This window comes from Streptomyces sp. NPDC096193, from assembly GCF_040302905.1.
Lineage (GTDB): Bacteria > Actinomycetota > Actinomycetes > Streptomycetales > Streptomycetaceae > Streptomyces.
This window is the reverse complement of record NZ_JBEOSJ010000006.1, coordinates 148,129-166,419: the sequence shown is the minus strand read 5'-3', so window position 1 is coordinate 166,419 and position 18,291 is coordinate 148,129. Positions and strand designations below refer to the sequence as shown.

Below are 18,291 nucleotides of genomic sequence, written 5' to 3'. Positions count from 1 at the left end.
ATAAGCGGAAGCCGGCGGCCCCAGTGGGTCCTGACCCCGCTGACGGCTACCCGGCCCCTCGCGTGCCACACTTCGGAACATGCGCGTGTACCTCGGTTCCGACCATGCCGGCTTCGAACTCAAGAACCACCTCGTCGAGTGGCTCACCGCTCACGGCCACGAGGCCGTCGACTGCGGTCCCCACATCTACGACGCCCAGGACGACTACCCGCCGTTCTGCCTGCGCGCCGCGGAGAAGACGGCCGCGGACCCCGGGAGCCTCGGCATCGTGATCGGCGGCTCCGGCAACGGCGAGCAGATCGCCGCGAACAAGGTGAAGGGTGTCCGCGCGGCCCTCGCCTGGAGCGAGCAGACCGCCGCGCTCGGCCGGGAGCACAACGACGCCAACGTCATCTCCATCGGTGGCCGGATGCACACGACGGAGGAGTCGACGAAGTTCGTCGAGATCTTCCTCAACACCCCGTACTCGGGTGAGGAGCGCCACACCCGCCGCATCGAGATGCTCAGCGCGTACGAGGCGACCGGCGAACTGCCCCCGATCCCCGCGCACCACCCGGAGCGGTGACAGGGGGCCCACCCCACCGCCCCACGCGATCCGGCCCACGACCGCCGGGCAGGCCGCTTCCGGCCTGCCCGTTCACAGGAGAGACCCGCCGTGCCCGAAGGGCATACGATTCACCGCCTTGCGGCGGATCACCGCGAGCGTTTCCTGGACCGGCCCGTCCGCGTCAGCAGCCCGCAGGGCAAGTTCTCCGATGCCGCGACGCTGCTCGACGGCCAGGTCATGGACCGTTGCGAGGCGCACGGCAAGCACCTCTTCCTCGGTTTCGGCGTGAGCGGCTGGATCCACATCCACCTCGGCCTCTTCGGGCGCGTGGACTTCGGCGCGACACCCGCTCCGCCGCCCACCGACACCGTCCGGCTGCGCCTCGCGGATGCCGACGCGTACGTCGATCTGCGCGGCCCCACGACCTGCTCGCTGATCACGGACGGTGAGAAGGCGGCGATACACGACCGCCTGGGCCCCGACCCGCTGCGGGACGGCGACGACCCGGAGAAGGCCTGGGCGCGCATCTCCCGCTCCCGCACCACGATCGCCGCCCTGCTGATGGATCAGAAGATCATCGCCGGTGTCGGCAACGTCTACCGCGCCGAGGTCCTCTTCCGGCACGGCATCGACCCCTACCGCGCGGGCAGGGACATCACCCGCGCCGAATGGGACGCCGTCTGGGCCGACCTCGTGGAGCTGATGCACGAGGGCGTACGCAACAACCGCATCGACACGGTTCGCCCCGAGCACACCCCGGAGGCCATGGGCCGCCCGCCGCGCGTCGACGACCACGGCGGCGAGGTCTATGTCTACCGTCGGGCTCAACAGCCCTGCCATGTCTGCGGCGGCGAGATCCGCACCGCCGGTCTCGCCGCACGCAATCTTTTCTGGTGCCCGGCCTGCCAGACACGGTGATCCCGGGCCGCCGCGCGCGGCGACCCCGACCGGCCGGGCGGCGGGTCAGAACCCGTGCGGCAGCCAGGGCGCCACGTCGCTGCCGAACGCTGAGGACGCCTCCGCCAGCGCCCCCTGCCGCAGTTCGCGCACCCGGCCCGCGCCGGCCAGTGCGGTCAGCGAGATCCCGCCGAGATAGGCCGAGCCCAACTCCCGTACGGACAAGGCCAGATCGGCACCCTCCTCCGTCCGCTTGCAGGACGCGCCCTTGGCATCGCCGGTCAGCCGCCAGCGTCCGGCGTTCCACGGGCAGAAGGTGTCCTCGACGTCCAGGACGACATCGACGGGCGTCCGGTAGGTCCGCGCCTCCAGAGCCGCACCCAGGTCGACGAGCCGTACGAACAGTGATTCCCGAAGCCGTACGTTGCACCGGCGGACGTCGGAGACGAGATGCTGCCAGGGGTCGTCCACCGGGCGGTTCATCACCTGCACCGTCGCCGTCAGGTCGATGCCGAAGAGGAACTGCCACAGCGCCGCGTAGGCCTGGGGGTCCAGGGCGTCGAGATGCTGGAGCAGGATCGTGCCGTCGGGCCCCGCCGAGGTCCACGAGGCCTTGTTGTGGAACAGCGCGTAGCCCACGACCTCGCCCGAGCGCTCGGCGAGCACGCACTGAAGCGGTGACGCGCCCTCCCGGTCCGCAGGCGGGTCGAGGACCGGCAGCCGCTCCCAGCCGGGCCGGCGGGCCGGGATCCCGGGCCGGGCGGTGACCTGTTGGGCGTAGACGGCCTCGCACTCGGCCCGCGCGTCCGCGGGCTTCACCCGCCGCAGCCGGATCCGGTCGGTGCCCTCCGGCACCGAGAGCCGTACCCGTACGGTGTCGATCTCCGCCTTGAGCTGCCAGGTCGCGACCCCGTACCCGAACCGTCCGTAGATGCCCGGTTCCGATGCCGTGAGCACGGCCAGGGGCTCGCCCAGGCCGCGGACGTCGTCGAGTTGGCGGCGCATCATCGCCGTGAGGATTCCGCGGCGGCGGTGGGTCGCCGCGACGCTCACCATCGTCACGCCGGCAGCCGGCACCAGGGCGCCGCCCGGCACCGAGAGGCGGAAGGTGAACGCCCCCGCGGTCCCGACGCAGTCCCCGCCGTCCCAGGCGCCGATCGACCGCTCGTACTCGGTCAGTGACTGCCACAGTTCGCGTTCCTCGGGAGCCTCACCAGCACCCCCGAATGCCAGTTCCAACTCCCCGTACCACGCGTCCCATTCGGCCGGGCGCAGGACCCGTAGCTCTGTCGTCATAAGCCATGCCTACCAGGGCAGGAGCGGCACGGCGACCCGATTTCGAACGCATTGTCACCGGGGTCCCCCTGCACGGATGGCGAACGGGTGGATAGGGTCCACGACAATGGCCCACGGCAATGCAGCAGACACCCTCAGGGCCCGGATGCACAAGGCAGTGCACCGGGCACGCATCGCGCTGCGCAAGTCGGGAGTCGACTACTTCCGGGGCGACGGTTCCGACTGGATCGCGCTCGGTGGACTGATGCTGACCGTGCCCGCGCTCACCTGGGGCACGATCGCGATGCCGGTGTGGGTCTCGCCGGCCGCCCTGGTGCTGCCGATCGTGGCCGGCGCCCTGCTGCTGCGGCCCGCGAGCCTGCTGGGGCTGTACGCCGCCTGCGCCGCGGGACTCATCGTCGAGTCGGTCGCCCTCGGCCCGTACACCGAGGGCGCGGCCCGGGTCACTCCCGGCACCGTGCTGGTGGTCGCCGCCTGCGGGTTCTTCGGGCTGCTGATCGCGCAGTTCCGGGCGCGCGTGGGTGTGCCCTGGCGGCGCGGCGGGACCATGCTCTTCGACCTGCGCGAACGCATCCGGGTACAGAGCGCCCTGCCGCGGCTGCCGAAGGGCTGGCACCGCGAGATGGCGCTGCGCCCGGCGGGCGGTCAGTCCTTCTCCGGTGACTTCGTCGTCGCCGCCCGGACGAACGGCGGGCGGACCCTGGAGGTCGTCCTCACCGACGTCTCGGGCAAGGGCATGGACGCGGCCTCCCGCGCACTGCTGCTGTCCGGCGCCTTCGGCGGACTGCTCGGCTCACTGCCGCCGCACGGCTTCCTGCCCGCGGCGAACGGCTATCTGCTGCGGCAGGACTGGGAAGAGGGCTTCGCGACCTCGATCCATCTCGTCCTGGACCTGGACTCCGGCGACTACGAACTGCTGTCGGCCGGGCATCTGCCGGCCATGCAACTGCACGCGGGAAGCGGCCGCTGGGAGGAGAAGGGCGCGGAGGGGCCGCTCCTCGGCATCTACGCGGGGGCGCAGTTCGACCCCGTGAAGGGCGCCCTGCGCCCCGGGGACGTGCTGATGCTCTACACCGACGGCCTGGTGGAGGCGTCGGACAAGGACATCAGCGAGGGCATCGACCGCCTCACGGGCGAGGCCGACCGCTATGTGGCCTCCGGCTTCGAGGGCGCCGCCTGGCATCTGATCGAGGCGGTCGCCAAGGACGTCAACGACGACCGGGCACTGCTTCTGCTGTGCCGGCAGGCCTGACGACGGCGGTATTGCCGCGCCTGCGCTCGCGCCCGCTTCCCGCTCCCGTCGTCCCGGCCCCGGCAGGATGCGCGCGGGCCGATGCCACCGTCCCGTGGTCGGCGGGCCGAGGACCGCGAGGACCGCGAGGACCGCGAGGACCGCGAGGACCGGCACATGGCCGGCGACGAACGGCGCGAGCCGCTCGTCCGGGCCCGCGCCGCCGCGACGTGGCGAGGATCAGCAACCCTCCGCGGTCCGGCGGCGTCGTGGAGATGGTGGCGGCGGGCCCCTGCCGAAGCCGGTGACGCGGGCCGCGGCCACTCCGGCCGGCAGGTTCATCACCAGCCTCACCGCGGTGGTGGCGAGTAGAGTCGGAACCATGTCCCAGCAGTACCTGACACCGGCCGAGGTCGAGGCCATCGCACGCAAGGCTCACGAGGGCCAGCGGGACAAGGCGGGCCGCCCCTACGCGGAGCACATCGCCGCGGTCGCCGAGGGCGTACGCGCGCGGGGCGGCAGCGACGAACAGGTGGCCGCCGGATGGTTGCACGACACCGTCGAGGACGGCGTCCTGAGCCGCACCTGGCTGGACGAGGCCCCGCTGCCGCAGTCGGTCAAGGACATGGTCCTCGCGCTCAGCAAGGGCGAGGACGAGTCGTTGGAGGACTACACCCGGCGCATTCTCGCCACACCTGGCGCACGTCTCGTCAAAGAGGCCGATCTCGCGCACAATGCCGACCCGGCGCGACTCGCCCTGCTCGACGAGGAGACGCGCGAGCGGCTGACCGCCAAGTACGCGACGCTACGCGCCCTGTTGGGCCTGCCGGACGGCGCTTCCTGAGCCGTCCGGCCCGCTCCGCTCAGCTCTTGCGGCCGACCTGAGTCGTGTCCCGCCGGAACGCCCACGCCATGTCCGGCTCGGTCGCCCACTTCATGGCCCGCCGCACCGGCGGCGTGCACAGCAGCGTCACCACGACGAACGCGATCACCGTGAGCAGGATCTCGCCGCCGGGGTCGCTCAGCCACGGGTGGTTCTCGAAGACGTGCCCGTAGTCGGCACCCCTGATCAGCAGCCCGTGCAGCAGATAGCCGCAGATCGTGCCGCCCCCGAGCACCGTGAACCAGGTCCTGCGGCTCGGCACCCACGCCAGGAATCCGACCGTGAGGAGCACCGCGCACCCGAAGAAGGCGAGGGTCATCACGACCCCGGACCACCACGGAACGCCCAGTTCCTGCGCGCTGTTGGAGCGGTAGAGCCAGGTGAAGTTCATCCGGGGCGAGGCCCAGTAGGCGAAGGCGGCGGCGCCGGCGAACAGCGGAATCGACATCAGTCGCACCTCCCGCCTGCGCACCATCTCGAAGTGCTCGGGCTTCAGCGTCAGGCCGAGCACGAAGTACGGCAGGAACTGCAGTACACGCTGGAGGTTGAGGTCCGCCCCGATGCCCGGCGTCAGCGCGGCGAGCGAGGCCACCACCAGTGCCACGGGCAGCGGCCGGCGGATCACCTTCCACAGCGGGGTCGTCAGCCGCCAGATGAACAGGGCGGCCAGGAACCAGGTCAGATAGAAGGGATCGAGCAGGCTGATCGGCTGGTCGGGGGCGTCCTCGGCCCAGCGCCTGAACAGGGAGTACGCCACCTCGAAGACGACGTACGGCACGACGATGCCGGTCAGCAATCGCTTGAGCTGGTCGGGCCGGCCGGTGAAACTCCGCGAGAAGTAGCCGGAGATGATGATGAAGGCGGGCATGTGGAACGTGTAGACGAGCATGTACAGCGACCGGGTGGCCCGGCTGCCGTCCATCACCGGTTCCCAGAAGTGCCCGAGCGCCACCAGCACGATGGCCAGATATTTGGCGTTGTCGAAGTACGCGTCTCGCCTGCTGGACTTCGGGGCAGACTGCTCGGCGGGCGCGGAGGGGGCGGAAGTGGCCGCCTTCGATGGGGTAGGAGCGGGCTCCGTGTCCCGGACCTGGGGGAGCGGGGCCCTGCGATATCCAAGCGGAGCGTGGAACATTCGAGGCACCTTAGCCGCGTGGAACGGATTTGGTAAAACGCCCTCCGCGCTTCTCCTATTCGAATCTGAAACCACCGCCAACCGGACGCTATGCCCCGATTGATACCGCTTAAACAGGGCATATCGGCACGCCTGGACGAGAGAGTGAATTACCTCACCGTTTAACTTCGAAATTGCCGTGACGAGTGTGTGTACACATCGAAACGATCGGGTCGAATTACGTCCCGCATTTCACTCCCCCGGACGACCGGTCACGCGTGCGGCATCCGTGCGCGCGTGCGGATGGCGTGATCCCGCCGTCGATGATTCGTCAGGAGGCGGCATGCATCGCCCCGTTGGTGGCACGATGTTCATGGCGGGGGTGTGCTGGGTCGTGTGCCCCCGGGCCGGCAAGGCGGACCGACCGAGGGTGTGATCAGTTGTGGCCATTTCGCTGTCTGTGGTGCTTCTGTTGGCGATCATCCTGGTGGTGCTGATCCGCGGCGGCTCGATCAAGGCCGGACCGGCGATAGTCGCCGTGCTGTTCGGCTTCTTCCTGGCATCGACGGGCATGGCGCCGTCGATCAACAGATTTCTCAACTCGATAGCGGACACCATCAACCAGATCAACTTCTGACCTGGCAGTGATGCGCTGCTCCGTCGCGCCTGATCGCGCCGGAGGCGGTGTGCTGGCTCCGGGGGATTCGTCGTACGGGAGTGATCGCTACGACGGTGCGGGTTGCACGGGTCGCCTCCCCTGGCGGCCCGTCGGGGGATCGCCGAGCGTGAAGCCCCGCAGCCGGGCCCCGGACTCGTACGGGCGGTGCCAGCACGGCGGGGACGAGCGCGGCGGACGAGGCGTACCAGAAGATGATGTCCAACGCCGCCCGGTTCCGGATGGTCCTGACCACCGCCTCCTGACGCCCGGAGCGCTCAGCGGGCCCGGAAACGCCTCAGGGCCAGGCGGGGGAACGAACCTCCGGCCTGGCCCTGAGTCATCGAGAGCGGGCGACGGGAATCGAACCCGCGTAGCTAGTTTGGAAGACTAGGGCTCTACCATTGAGCTACGCCCGCACACATCGCACCGCAGGTCACGTGGGCCGCGGTACGGACAGCATCGTAGCGGGTCCGAGGCCGGTGCCGCACACCCGATTCCGCGCCGGAGAATGCGGCGGCCCCCACTGCCTGCGGGCATGTACCCTACGTGTCGCACCGACGGGGTGTGGCGCAGCTTGGTAGCGCGTCCGCTTTGGGAGCGGAAGGTCGTCGGTTCGAATCCGGCCACCCCGACCACCATCACCGGGCCTCTGCAAGATCGCATTGTGGGGCCCATCCTGCTTGCGGCTACTATGCAAGCTGCGTGCCCGTGTGTCTGGACCGAGTGGGACAAAAAGACCCGGGTCGATCAGCTGAGCCGCCTCCTGTGCGGCGGAGCAGCAGAATCCCAGAATCAGCCATCAAGGAGACCGAACCGTGAAGAGCGCCGTGGAGACCCTGAACCCGACTCGGGTTCGGCTCACTGTCGAGGTGCCCTTCGAGGAGCTCAAGGACAGCCTCGACGCGGCGTACAAGAAGATCAACCAGCAGGTCACGGTCAAGGGCTTCCGAAAGGGCAAGATCCCGGCCCGGGTGATCGACCAGCGGTTCGGCCGTGGTGCTGTGCTGGAGGAGGCCGTCAACGACGCCCTCCCGAAGTTCTACACCGAGGCGGTCAACGAGGCGGAGATCAACGTCCTCGGCCAGCCCGAGGTCGACATCACTGAGCTGAAGGACGGCGAGACGCTGAACTTCACCGCCGAGGTCGACATCCGCCCCGCCATCGAGATCCCGGACTACTCCGGCATCGAGGTCACCGTCGACGCCGTCGAGGTCAGCGACGAGGACGTCGAGAAGTCGGTGGAGCAGCTCCGTGAGCGCTTCGCCTCCACCTCGCCGGTCGAGCGTGCCGCCGCCGAGGGTGACGTCCTGACGATCGACCTGGAGGCCAAGGTCGACGGAGAGGTCCTCGAGGACGGCGTCGCGAGCGGTGTCTCGTACACCGTCGGCTCCGGCGAGCTGCTCGAAGGCATCGACGAGGCCGTCACGGGCCTGGAGGCCGGCGGCGAGGCCACCTTCACCTCGCAGCTCAAGGGCGGCTCCGCCGAGGGCAAGGACGCCGAGGTCACCGTCAAGGTGACCGCCGTCTCCGCCCGCGAGCTCCCCGAGCTCGACGACGACTTCGCGCAGATGGCCAGCGAGTTCGACACCCTCGACGAGCTGAAGGCCGACAGCCGCAAGCGTCTCGAGAACATGAAGCAGTACGACCAGGCCACCCAGGCCCAGGAGCGCGTCCTTGACGAGCTGCTGAAGCTGGCCGAGGTGCCGATCCCCGAGAAGCTCCTCGAGGACGAGATCAACACCCGCAAGCACAACCTCGAGCACCACCAGCTCGGTCAGATGGGCATCGACCTCGGCAAGTACCTGGAGATCCAGGGCAAGACCGAGGAAGAGTTCGACGCCGAGACCAAGGAGCAGGCGGTCAAGGGCATCAAGACCCAGTTCATCCTCGACGAGCTGGTCAACAAGGAGAAGCTGAACGTCAACCAGGAGGAGCTCACCGAGCACCTCATGCGGCGTGCGGCCTCCTCCGGCATGAGCCCCGACCAGTTCGCCCAGGCCGTCGTCGAAGGCGGCCAGGTGCCGATGCTCGTCGGTGAGGTCGCCCGCGGCAAGGCGCTCGCCGTCGTGGTCGAGGCCGCCAAGGTCGTCGACACCAACGGTGAGACGGTCGACCTGGACGACGAGGACGAGACCGCTGAGACGGTCGAGGCCGCCGCCGAGGGCGACGCGGCCGAGGACCGGGCCGAGGACAAGAAGACCGAGGCCTGAGCCACACTGTGAGCCCTGTGGCGGGCCCCGGACGCACTGCGCCCGGGGCCCGTCGTCGTACGCACGTACCCCAACCACCTTGCGCTCCCAGCGAACAGTTCGGGAACCGGGATGGGTCCCGCCGACCAGCGCGTTAGGGTCCATGAGTACGAGGGCAGGGGAGTACCCGCCCTTGGTTACGAAGACGCTGAGACGGCAGGCAGCCGTCAGAGACGAGCAGGTGGATACGTGACGAATCTGATGCCTAACGCCGCCGGTGAGCCGTCTATCGGTGGTGGCCTCGGCGACCATGTCTACAACCGGCTGCTCGGCGAGCGCATCATCTTCCTCGGCCAGCAGGTCGACGACGACATCGCCAACAAGATCACGGCGCAGATGCTGCTCCTTGCCGCTGACCCGGACAAGGACATCTACCTCTACATCAACAGCCCCGGCGGTTCGGTGACAGCCGGCATGGCGGTCTACGACACCATGCAGTACATCCCGAACGACGTGGTGACCATCGGTATGGGAATGGCGGCCTCGATGGGCCAGTTCCTGCTGACCGGCGGCGCGGCCGGCAAGCGCTTCGCGCTTCCCAATACCGACATCCTCATGCACCAGGGTTCGGCCGGACTCGGCGGCACCGCCTCCGACATCAAGATCCAAGCCGAGTACCTGCTCCGCACGAAGCAGCGCATGGCGGAGATCACCGCCCACCACTCCGGCCAGACCGTCGAGGCGATCATCCGCGACGGCGACCGCGACCGTTGGTTCACGGCCGAGGAGGCCAAGGACTACGGCCTCATCGACGAGATCATCTCCGCCGCATCGGGCGTTCCGGGCGGCGGCGGCACCGGCGCCTGAGCCCGCAGCCGGACGACCCGCCCCCAGCCACCCAAGCCCGCAGTACGCCACCAGGATGGTGAACACCCATATGAGCAACTACCCCGGCGCCTCCGCCAGCGGCCTCTACACCGGCCCGCAGGTGGACAACCGCTACGTCGTCCCGCGCTTCGTCGAGCGCACGTCGCAGGGTGTGCGTGAGTACGACCCGTACGCGAAGCTGTTCGAGGAGCGCGTGATCTTCCTCGGCGTCCAGATCGACGACGCATCGGCCAATGACGTCATGGCGCAGCTGCTGTGCCTGGAGTCCATGGACCCGGACCGCGACATCTCGATCTACATCAACAGCCCCGGCGGCTCGTTCACGGCCCTGACGGCCATCTACGACACGATGCAGTTCGTGAAGCCGGACATCCAGACCGTGTGCATGGGCCAGGCGGCCTCCGCCGCGGCCGTGCTGCTCGCCGCCGGCACCCCCGGCAAGCGGATGGCCCTGCCGCACGCCCGTGTGCTGATCCACCAGCCGTCCTCGCAGACCGGCCGGGAGCAGCTCTCCGACCTGGAGATCGCGGCCAACGAGATCCTGCGCATGCGTGTGCAGCTGGAGGAGATGCTGGCCAAGCACTCCACCACGCCGATCGACAAGGTCCGCGACGACATCGAGCGCGACAAGATCCTGACCGCCGAGGACGCCCTCGCGTACGGTCTTGTCGACCAGATCGTCTCCACCCGCAAGAGCACGGCCGCAGCGGCCGCCTGACCGGTGCGGAGCCTTTGGCGCGGTGCACGACAATGTGAACCGCGCCAAGGGGGGCCCGAACGAGGGGCCCGGCAAGGTACCGTCGGATATGAGGCACCAGGAGCCGGCTGAACCAAGCTGCTCCCAGGCGAAGGGGAAGCACCTCGTGGCACGCATCGGTGATGGCGGCGACCTGCTCAAGTGCTCGTTCTGCGGAAAGAGCCAGAAGCAGGTGAAGAAGCTCATCGCAGGGCCCGGTGTGTACATCTGCGACGAGTGCATCGACCTCTGCAACGAGATCATCGAGGAGGAACTCGCCGAGACGAGCGAGGTCCGCTGGGAAGAACTTCCCAAACCTCGTGAGATCTACGAGTTCCTCGAGGGGTACGTCGTCGGGCAGGAGCCCGCCAAGAAGGCCCTCTCGGTGGCGGTGTACAACCACTACAAGCGCGTCCAGGCCGGCGAGAACGGCGGAGGCGCGGGCCGGGACGACGCGATCGAGCTCGCGAAGTCCAACATCCTCCTGCTGGGTCCCACGGGCTCCGGCAAGACGCTGCTGGCCCAGACGCTCGCCCGCATGCTGAACGTCCCGTTCGCCATCGCCGACGCGACGGCGCTGACGGAGGCGGGATATGTCGGCGAGGACGTCGAGAACATCCTGCTGAAGCTGATCCAGGCGGCCGACTACGACGTCAAGAAGGCCGAGACCGGGATCATCTACATCGACGAGATCGACAAGGTCGCCCGTAAGAGCGAAAACCCGTCGATCACGCGGGACGTGTCCGGTGAGGGCGTCCAGCAGGCGCTGCTGAAGATCCTGGAGGGCACGACGGCCTCGGTCCCGCCCCAGGGCGGCCGCAAGCACCCGCACCAGGAGTTCATCCAGATCGACACGACGAACGTGCTCTTCATCGTGGGCGGCGCGTTCGCCGGCCTGGAGAAGATCATCGAGTCGCGCGCGGGAGCGAAGGGCATCGGCTTCGGCGCGACGATCCGCTCGAAGCGCGAGATCGAGGCGAGCGACCAGTTCCAGGAGGTCATGCCGGAGGACCTGGTGAAGTTCGGGATGATCCCGGAGTTCATCGGCCGCCTCCCCGTACTGACCTCGGTCCACAACCTGGACCGCGAGGCGCTGCTCCAGATTCTGGTCGAGCCGCGGAACGCGCTGGTGAAGCAGTACCAGCGGCTGTTCGAACTCGATGGCGTGGAGCTGGACTTCGACCGCCCGGCCCTGGAGGCGATCGCGGACCAGGCGATCCTGCGCGGCACGGGCGCGCGTGGTCTGCGGGCCATCATGGAAGAGGTCCTGATGTCGGTGATGTACGAGGTCCCGTCCCGCAAGGACGTGGCCCGGGTCGTCATCACGGAGGACGTGGTCCACAACAACGTGAACCCGACGCTGGTGCCGCGGGTAGTGAAGAACGAGGGGCGCCACGAGAAGTCGGCGTAACACCTGTACATACGCCGAAGGGGCGCCCGGCCAGCGACTGGCCGGGCGCCCCTTCGGCGTGCTGCGCGTGAGCCCGGCTCGACGGTTGCGGGCCACGCTCTGCGCGTATCACACGGAGGGCCCGGCCGGAACTGGCCGGGCCCACCGTCGTGTTGGGCTGGTTCCGGGGCCCTGTGGAGGGCCCCGGAACCGGGCGCCCGGTTACAGCTTGACGCGCACTTCCTTGCGGAGCTTCGCGGTGACGCTTGCCGCTTCCTCGGCCGGCAGGCTCTTGCCGGCCAGAACGTCGGCCATGTTCATCGGCATCGCGAAACCGAGCGTGCTGTGGTCGCCCCAGACGCACACAACCATCGTCAGCTCCTTGGGCCCGGCTGCGGGAGCATCGGAGTCCTGCGGCGGCGTCGACTTGATGGCCTGGCACTTCAGCACAGCGCCCTCGGCCTCCGCAGGGGTGTAGGCCTTCGGCTCGCCGACCAGCTCGGTGTCCGAGTCCTTCTCCTTCTTGGACTCTGCCTCGATGCTGGCGAACACACCGTCGACGACCTTCTCCGGGTCGTCGATCTCGCCGTAGACGCCGCCGAACTGCAACAGCTTCCCCGCCAGCGGGTTGTTGGGGTCCTTGACCTGGTAAGCGGCCTCGACCTGCTTGGCGTTCTTGACGCCGTTCTTCTCCGCGTCCTTGAGGAAGTCGTCGTCGCTCGAGCCGCCGCCGTTGTCGGCCTTCTTGTACTCGCCAAGGACCGTGGCCGGTGTCGTCAGCTTGTGCGCGCCGTCGTCCGCGACGTCGCTGCTGCCGCCGCCACCCAGGAAGAAGTACGCCCCACCCGCGATCACCGCGAGCGCCACCACCGACGCGGCCACGATCAGGCCCGTCTTCTTCTTCGGGGCACCCGGCGGGGGCGGGACCTGGCCGCCGCCGTAGGGCTGCTGGCCGTACGGGCCCGGCTGCTGCGGCTGGCCCCACTGGCCCTGCTGCTGGGGGACGCCCTGCGGCGGGGTCTGCTGCGGGTAGCCGTATCCGGGCTGCGGCGGCTGCTGCTGCGGGTACCCGTAGCCGGGCTGCGGGGCCTGCGGCGGCTGCTGGCCGTAGGGACCCGGCTGACCGTACGGTCCGGGCTGCTGAGGCTGGCCGCCGTACGGGCCCGGCTGGTTGTAGCTCATTACTGGGTTCCCCTCCAGATACTTATGTGTTCCGAACATCCTGGCCCAAGCGCCCGCATCGTGGGGCAGCGGGGCCCACACCGTTACCGAAGATTCCCGTTTCAGTACGGGCCTGTGACACCTCTAAACTGGGCGCGTGACCGAGAACTCTCAGCAGCAGAACCCAGCGCCCATCACCGAACTGCCGACCCAGTACGCGCCGGCCGAGGTAGAGGGGAAGCTGTACGAGCGCTGGGTGGAGCGCGGTTACTTCGAGGCCGACGCGAAGAGCGACAAGCCGCCGTTCACCGTCGTCATCCCGCCGCCGAACGTCACCGGAAGCCTGCACCTGGGCCATGCCTTCGAGCACACCCTGATCGACGCCCTCACCCGCCGTAAGCGGATGCAGGGGTTCGAGACGCTGTGGCAGCCCGGCATGGACCACGCCGGCATCGCGACCCAGAACGTCGTCGAACGCGAACTCGCCAAGGAGGGCAAGTCCCGTCACGACCTGGGCCGCGAGGAGTTCGTCGAGCGCGTCTGGCAGTGGAAGGCGGAGTCCGGCGGTCAGATCTCCGGGCAGATGAGGCGCCTCGGAGACGGTGTCGCGTGGTCGCGGGAGCGCTTCACCATGGACGAGGGCCTGTCCCAGGCCGTCCAGACCATCTTCAAGCGGCTCTACGACGACGAGCTGATCTACCGCGCTGAGCGCATCATCAACTGGTGCCCGCGCTGCCTCACCGCCATCTCGGACATCGAGGTGGAGTACCAGGACGACGAGGGTGAACTCGTCTCCATCCGCTACGGAGAGGGCGAGGCGTCGATCGTCGTCGCCACCACCCGCGCCGAGACGATGCTCGGTGACACCGGTGTCGCCGTTCACCCCGACGACGAGCGCTACAAGCACCTCGTCGGCACCGAGATCGTGCTGCCCCTCACCGGCCGCCGTATCCCGGTCGTCGCCGACGAGCACGTCGATCCCGAGTTCGGCACCGGCGCCGTCAAGGTGACGCCCGCCCACGACCCGAACGACTTCGAGATCGGTCAGCGCCACGGGCTGCCGAACCTCGCCGTCATGGACGAGCACGCCATCATCACCGCCCACGGCCCCTTCCAGGGTCTGGACCGGCTGGAGGCGCGCAGCGCCATCGTCGCCGCCCTGCGCGCGGACGGCCGGATCGTCGCCGAGAAGCGTCCCTACACCCACTCCGTCGGCCACTGCTCGCGCTGCAAGACCACCATCGAGCCGCGGCTTTCGATGCAGTGGTGGGTCAAGGTCGGCCCGCTCGCCAAGGCCGCCGGTGACGCGGTCCGTGACGGCCGCGTCAAGATCCACCCGCAGGAGATGGAGAAGCGCTACTTCGACTGGGTCGACAACCTCCACGACTGGTGCATCTCACGCCAGTTGTGGTGGGGCCACCGCATTCCGGTCTGGTACGGCCCGAACGGCGAGGTCGTCTGCGTCGGCCCCGACGAGCAGCCGCCGAGTGGCGACGGCTGGACGCAGGACACCGACGTCCTGGACACCTGGTTCTCCTCGGGTCTGTGGCCCTTCTCGACGCTCGGCTGGCCCGAGCAGACCGACAGCCTGGCGAAGTTCTACCCGAACTCCGTCCTGGTCACGGGCTACGACATCCTCTTCTTCTGGGTCGCCCGGATGATGATGTTCGGCCTGTACGCGATGGACGGCACACCGCCGTTCCACACCATCGCCCTGCACGGCATGGTCCGCGACCAGTTCGGCAAGAAGATGTCGAAGTCGTTCGGCAATGCCGTCAACCCGCTTGACTGGATGGACAGTTACGGCTCCGACGCCGTCCGCTTCACCCTGGCCCGCGGCGCCAACCCGGGCGTCGACGTCCCGATCGGCGAGGACTGGGTCCAGGCGTCGCGGAACTTCGCCAACAAGATCTGGAACGCCACCCGTTTCGCGTTGATGAACGGTGCGACGATCGAGGGCGAACTGCCGCCGGTCGAGCAGCTGTCGGCGACCGACCGGTGGATCCTGTCGCGCCTCAACAAGACCGTGGCCGAGGTCGACGCGTACTACGAGGACTACCAGTTCTCGAAGCTGTCGGACGCCCTCTACCACTTCGCCTGGGACGAGGTCTTCGACTGGTACGTCGAGCTGTCCAAGACCGTCTTCTTCGGCGGTGGCGAGGCGGCCAAGGCATCCGGCCGGGTCCTCGGCGAGGTCCTCGACGTCATGCTGCGGCTGCTGCACCCCGTGGTTCCGTTCGTCACCGAGACGCTGTGGACCACGCTGACCGGCAGTGAGTCGATCGTCATCGCCGACTGGCCGGCCGACAGCGGCTTCCGCGACGACGCCGCCGAGCGGGAGATCGAGAACCTCCAGCGCGTCGTCACCGAAGTCCGCCGCTTCCGTTCCGACCAGGGCCTCCAGCCCGGTCAGAAGGTGCCCGCCCGGCTCACCCTCAGCGGCACCGCGCTCGCGCCGCACGAGGCCGCGATCCGGCAGCTGCTGCGGCTCCAGCCCGAGGGCGAGGCCTTCAGCGCGACCGCGACCCTCCCGGTCGCGGGAGCCACGGTCGCCCTCGACCTGTCCGGCACCATCGACGTCGCCGCCGAGCGCAAGCGGCTCGCGAAGGACCTCGCGGCGGCCGAGAAGGAGAAGGCCCAGGCGCACGGCAAGCTCGGCAACGAGGCGTTCCTGGCCAAGGCCCCGGACAACGTGGTGGACAAGATCCGTACCCGGCTCGCCAAGGCCGAGGAGGACATCGAGCGGATCACCGAACAGCTCGACCGCCTGCCGCAGGCCTGACGTCCACGGCTCCGCCCCGGACCCCGAGAACACGGGGGTCCGGGGCGGAGCGCCGTCTCGGGCCGGCGGCTCCGTAGACTGGCCCTGTGAGTGAGCAGCCCGACCCTTTCGACGAGATCGTCGACGCCGAGACCGACCGTGACCCCGACCTGGCGGTGATCGAGGCCGGCAGCCGTACCCTGCGCGCGCAGGCCGGCGTGCCCCAGGGTGACGCCGCACCCGCCCGGCCCGCGGATCCGGAGGTGGACAAGGCGCTCCGCGCGGTGGAGCAGGAGCTGGCCGGCCGCTGGGGCGAGACCAAGCTGGAGCCGTCCGTCACCCGGATCGCCGCGCTGATGGATGTGCTGGGGGAGCCCCAGCGGGCGTATCCCTCGATCCACATCACCGGAACGAACGGCAAGACCTCCACCGCCCGCATGATCGAGGCCCTGCTCTCCGCCTTCGAGCTGCGCACCGGCCGGTACACCTCGCCGCACGTGCAGTCGATCACCGAGCGGATCAGCCTCGACGGTGCCCCGATCGAGGCCGAGCGCTTCATCGAGACGTACGAGGACGTCAAGCCGTACATCGAGATGGTCGACCAGTCGCAGGAGTTCCGGCTCTCGTTCTTCGAGGTGCTCACCGGTATGGCGTACGCCGCCTTCGCCGACGCGCCCGTGGACGTGGCGGTCGTCGAGGTCGGCATGGGCGGCAGCTGGGACGCGACGAACGTCATCGACGCCACGGTCGCCGTGATCACCCCCATCGACCTGGACCACACCGACCGGCTCGGCTCCACCCCCGGGGAGATCGCGTCCGAGAAGGCCGGCGTCATCAAGGAGGGCGCGACCGTCATCCTGGCGCAGCAGCCCGTGGACGCCGCGCAGGTGATGCTGAAGAAGGCCGTGGAGGTCGACGCCACGGTGGCCCGCGAAGGCATGGAGTTCGGTCTCGTGTCCCGGGAGGTCGCGGTCGGCGGTCAGCAGCTGACGCTGCGCGGCCTCGGCGGCGAGTACGACGAGATCTTCCTCCCGCTGTACGGGGCCCACCAGGCGCGCAACGCGGCGGTGGCGCTGGCGGCGGTCGAGGCGTTCTTCGGCGTCGGCGCCGAGCAGGCGGGTGCGCTGGACGCGGACACCGTCCGCAAGGCGTTCGCCGCCGTGTCCTCGCCCGGTCGGCTGGAGGTCGTGCGCCGCAGCCCGACCGTCGTGCTGGACGCCGCGCACAACCCGGCCGGAGCGCGCGCGAGCGCCGAAGCGGTCACCGAGGCCTTCGGGTTCTCCCGGCTCATCGGTGTGGTCGGCGCGAGCGGCGAGAAGGATGTGCGCGGACTGCTGGAGGCGTTCGAGCCGATCTTCGCCGAGGTCGTCGTCACCCAGAACAGCAGTCATCGGGCGATGGACGTCGACACCCTGGCGGGGGTGGCCGTGGAGATCTTCGGCGACGACCGGGTGGTGGTCGAGCCACGGCTGGACGAGGCGCTGGAGGCGGCGATCACGCTCGCCGAGGAAGAAGCCGAATACGCGGGCGCGGGTGTGCTGGTGACCGGCTCGGTGATCACGGTCGGTGAAGCCCGACTGCTGCTGAAGAGGGGCTGACCCTGATGCGAACGCTCTGTGCTTCCACCCTCATCGGTGAATTCTTCGTCATCGGTTTCGCCGGCCTGGTCGCCATGAAGTCGGACGACCTGTCGACGACCACCGTCTGGACGGTGTGCGGCATCGCGATGGTGCTGTCGGTGCTGCTGTGCGGGATGATCACCCGCCCCGGCGGGATCCAGCTCGGCTGGGCGCTGCAGATCGCGCTGATCGCGAGCGGGTTCGTGGTGCCGACGATGTTCTTCCTGGGCGCCGTGTTCGCGGGCCTGTGGTGGGCCTCCGTGCACTACGGCCGCAAGATCGACGAGGCGAAGGCGCGATGGGCGGCCCAGGACCCGGTCCCGGACTGAACCCCCGAGCCTGACGCTGAGTGATCTCGGCCCCGTTCGGCCCTGTAGCCTCTGAACACTCGCACTCGTCACTGCACTGAAGGAGCTCGATCCGTGAGCCAGCGCACGCTCGTCCTGCTCAAGCCCGACGCCGTACGCCGCGGTCTGATCGGCGAGATCATCGGCCGTATCGAGGCCAAGGCCGGCTGGACCATCAGCGCGCTGGAGCTGCGCACGCTCGACACGGAGATCCTGGAGCAGCACTACGGCGAGCACAAGGGCAAGCCCTTCTACGAGCCGCTGGTGGAGTTCATGGCCTCCGGTCCGGTCGTCGCGCTGGTCGTCGACGGCGAGCGGGTCATCGAGGGCATGCGTGCGCTCGCCGGTCCGACCGACCCGATCGCCGCGGCTCCGGGCTCCATCCGTGGAGACTTCGGGACGATCGTCCGGGAGAACCTGATCCACGCCTCGGACTCGGAGGAGTCCGCCATTCGGGAACTGAAGCTTTTCTTCCCGGGCCTTTCCTGACCGGGCGTCAGCCGAACAGCGCTCATGACCTGGGGCGACCGAAGGAATTTCGGTCGCCCTTCGGTATATGCCAGCGCAATTCGGG

16 protein-coding genes and 2 tRNA genes are annotated in these 18,291 nt (G+C 68.9%); 14 read left to right on the top strand and 4 right to left on the bottom strand.

Features of this window, described 5'->3' with window-relative positions; all coding sequences use genetic code 11:
- The first annotated feature begins 79 nt into the window (after positions 1–79).
- Positions 80–565 (top strand): ribose-5-phosphate isomerase, encoded by a 486-nt coding sequence (locus ABTX78_RS12365; protein WP_313946315.1) that lies wholly within the window; start codon positions 80–82, stop codon positions 563–565.
- Between the two features lie 90 nt (positions 566–655).
- A complete protein-coding gene (locus tag ABTX78_RS12360; RefSeq protein ID WP_352206731.1) occupies positions 656–1,465 on the top strand; it encodes an Fpg/Nei family DNA glycosylase in 810 nt (269 codons plus the stop codon).
- 45 nt (positions 1,466–1,510) lie between these two features.
- Here the strand turns inward: ABTX78_RS12360 and ABTX78_RS12355 are convergent, their stop codons facing one another.
- On the bottom strand, positions 1,511–2,740 hold the full coding sequence (locus tag ABTX78_RS12355) for a GNAT family N-acetyltransferase (protein WP_352206730.1): 1,230 nt from the start codon (positions 2,738–2,740) through the stop codon (positions 1,511–1,513).
- Positions 2,741–2,846: 106 nt separating this feature from the next.
- Between ABTX78_RS12355 and ABTX78_RS12350 the strand changes: the two genes are divergently transcribed.
- On the top strand, positions 2,847–3,992 hold the full coding sequence (locus ABTX78_RS12350) for a PP2C family protein-serine/threonine phosphatase (RefSeq protein WP_352206729.1): 1,146 nt from the start codon (positions 2,847–2,849) through the stop codon (positions 3,990–3,992).
- A gap of 361 nt (positions 3,993–4,353) precedes the next feature.
- Positions 4,354–4,815 carry an HD domain-containing protein gene (locus ABTX78_RS12345; protein ID WP_352206728.1) on the top strand — a complete coding sequence of 154 codons (462 nt, stop codon included), beginning with the start codon at positions 4,354–4,356 and terminating at the stop codon, positions 4,813–4,815.
- 19 nt (positions 4,816–4,834) lie between these two features.
- On the opposite strand, the gene ABTX78_RS12340 is transcribed toward ABTX78_RS12345, so the two are convergent.
- Positions 4,835–5,989 carry an acyltransferase family protein gene (locus ABTX78_RS12340; protein WP_352206727.1) on the bottom strand — a complete coding sequence of 385 codons (1,155 nt, stop codon included), beginning with the start codon at positions 5,987–5,989 and terminating at the stop codon, positions 4,835–4,837.
- Between the two features lie 421 nt (positions 5,990–6,410).
- Here ABTX78_RS12340 and ABTX78_RS12335 point away from each other — a divergent pair, with 421 nt between their 5' ends.
- Positions 6,411–6,605 carry a hypothetical protein gene (locus ABTX78_RS12335; protein ID WP_313946321.1) on the top strand — a complete coding sequence of 65 codons (195 nt, stop codon included), beginning with the start codon at positions 6,411–6,413 and terminating at the stop codon, positions 6,603–6,605.
- 366 nt (positions 6,606–6,971) lie between these two features.
- Here ABTX78_RS12335 and ABTX78_RS12330 read toward each other — a convergent pair.
- Positions 6,972–7,042, bottom strand: a tRNA-Gly gene (locus tag ABTX78_RS12330).
- Between the two features lie 142 nt (positions 7,043–7,184).
- Between ABTX78_RS12330 and ABTX78_RS12325 the strand changes: the two genes are divergently transcribed.
- From ABTX78_RS12325 to clpX, 5 genes are all read left to right on the top strand, one after another.
- A tRNA-Pro gene (locus ABTX78_RS12325) sits at positions 7,185–7,261 on the top strand.
- Positions 7,262–7,441: 180 nt separating this feature from the next.
- On the top strand, positions 7,442–8,836 hold the full coding sequence (gene tig / locus ABTX78_RS12320; protein WP_352206726.1) for a trigger factor: 1,395 nt from the start codon (positions 7,442–7,444) through the stop codon (positions 8,834–8,836).
- A gap of 240 nt (positions 8,837–9,076) precedes the next feature.
- The gene (locus tag ABTX78_RS12315) at positions 9,077–9,682 is read left to right on the top strand and encodes an ATP-dependent Clp protease proteolytic subunit (protein ID WP_352206849.1); all 606 of its coding nucleotides are present in this window, start codon (positions 9,077–9,079) and stop codon (positions 9,680–9,682) included.
- Between the two features lie 55 nt (positions 9,683–9,737).
- Entirely contained in the window at positions 9,738–10,421 is a 684-nt protein-coding gene (locus ABTX78_RS12310) for an ATP-dependent Clp protease proteolytic subunit (protein ID WP_352206725.1), read from the top strand.
- Positions 10,422–10,566: 145 nt separating this feature from the next.
- Complete coding sequence (clpX, locus tag ABTX78_RS12305; protein ID WP_313946325.1) at positions 10,567–11,850, top strand: ATP-dependent Clp protease ATP-binding subunit ClpX; 1,284 nt, start codon at positions 10,567–10,569, stop codon at positions 11,848–11,850.
- A 201-nt stretch (positions 11,851–12,051) separates the two neighbouring features.
- On the opposite strand, the gene ABTX78_RS12300 is transcribed toward clpX, so the two are convergent.
- Positions 12,052–13,011: a hypothetical protein gene (locus tag ABTX78_RS12300; protein WP_352206724.1), complete on the bottom strand. Its 960-nt coding sequence runs from the start codon at positions 13,009–13,011 to the stop codon at positions 12,052–12,054.
- 136 nt (positions 13,012–13,147) lie between these two features.
- On the opposite strand from ABTX78_RS12300, the gene ABTX78_RS12295 reads away from it, so the two are divergent.
- From ABTX78_RS12295 to ndk, 4 genes are all read left to right on the top strand, one after another.
- Positions 13,148–15,772: a valine--tRNA ligase gene (locus ABTX78_RS12295; RefSeq protein WP_352206723.1), complete on the top strand. Its 2,625-nt coding sequence runs from the start codon at positions 13,148–13,150 to the stop codon at positions 15,770–15,772.
- A gap of 86 nt (positions 15,773–15,858) precedes the next feature.
- Positions 15,859–17,349, top strand: coding sequence for a bifunctional tetrahydrofolate synthase/dihydrofolate synthase (gene folC / locus ABTX78_RS12290; protein ID WP_352206722.1), 1,491 nt, complete (start codon positions 15,859–15,861; stop codon positions 17,347–17,349).
- A 5-nt stretch (positions 17,350–17,354) separates the two neighbouring features.
- Positions 17,355–17,699 (top strand): DUF4233 domain-containing protein, encoded by a 345-nt coding sequence (locus ABTX78_RS12285; protein WP_352206721.1) that lies wholly within the window; start codon positions 17,355–17,357, stop codon positions 17,697–17,699.
- 93 nt (positions 17,700–17,792) lie between these two features.
- Positions 17,793–18,206 (top strand): nucleoside-diphosphate kinase, encoded by a 414-nt coding sequence (ndk, locus tag ABTX78_RS12280; protein ID WP_352206720.1) that lies wholly within the window; start codon positions 17,793–17,795, stop codon positions 18,204–18,206.
- Positions 18,207–18,291: the final 85 nt, after the last annotated feature.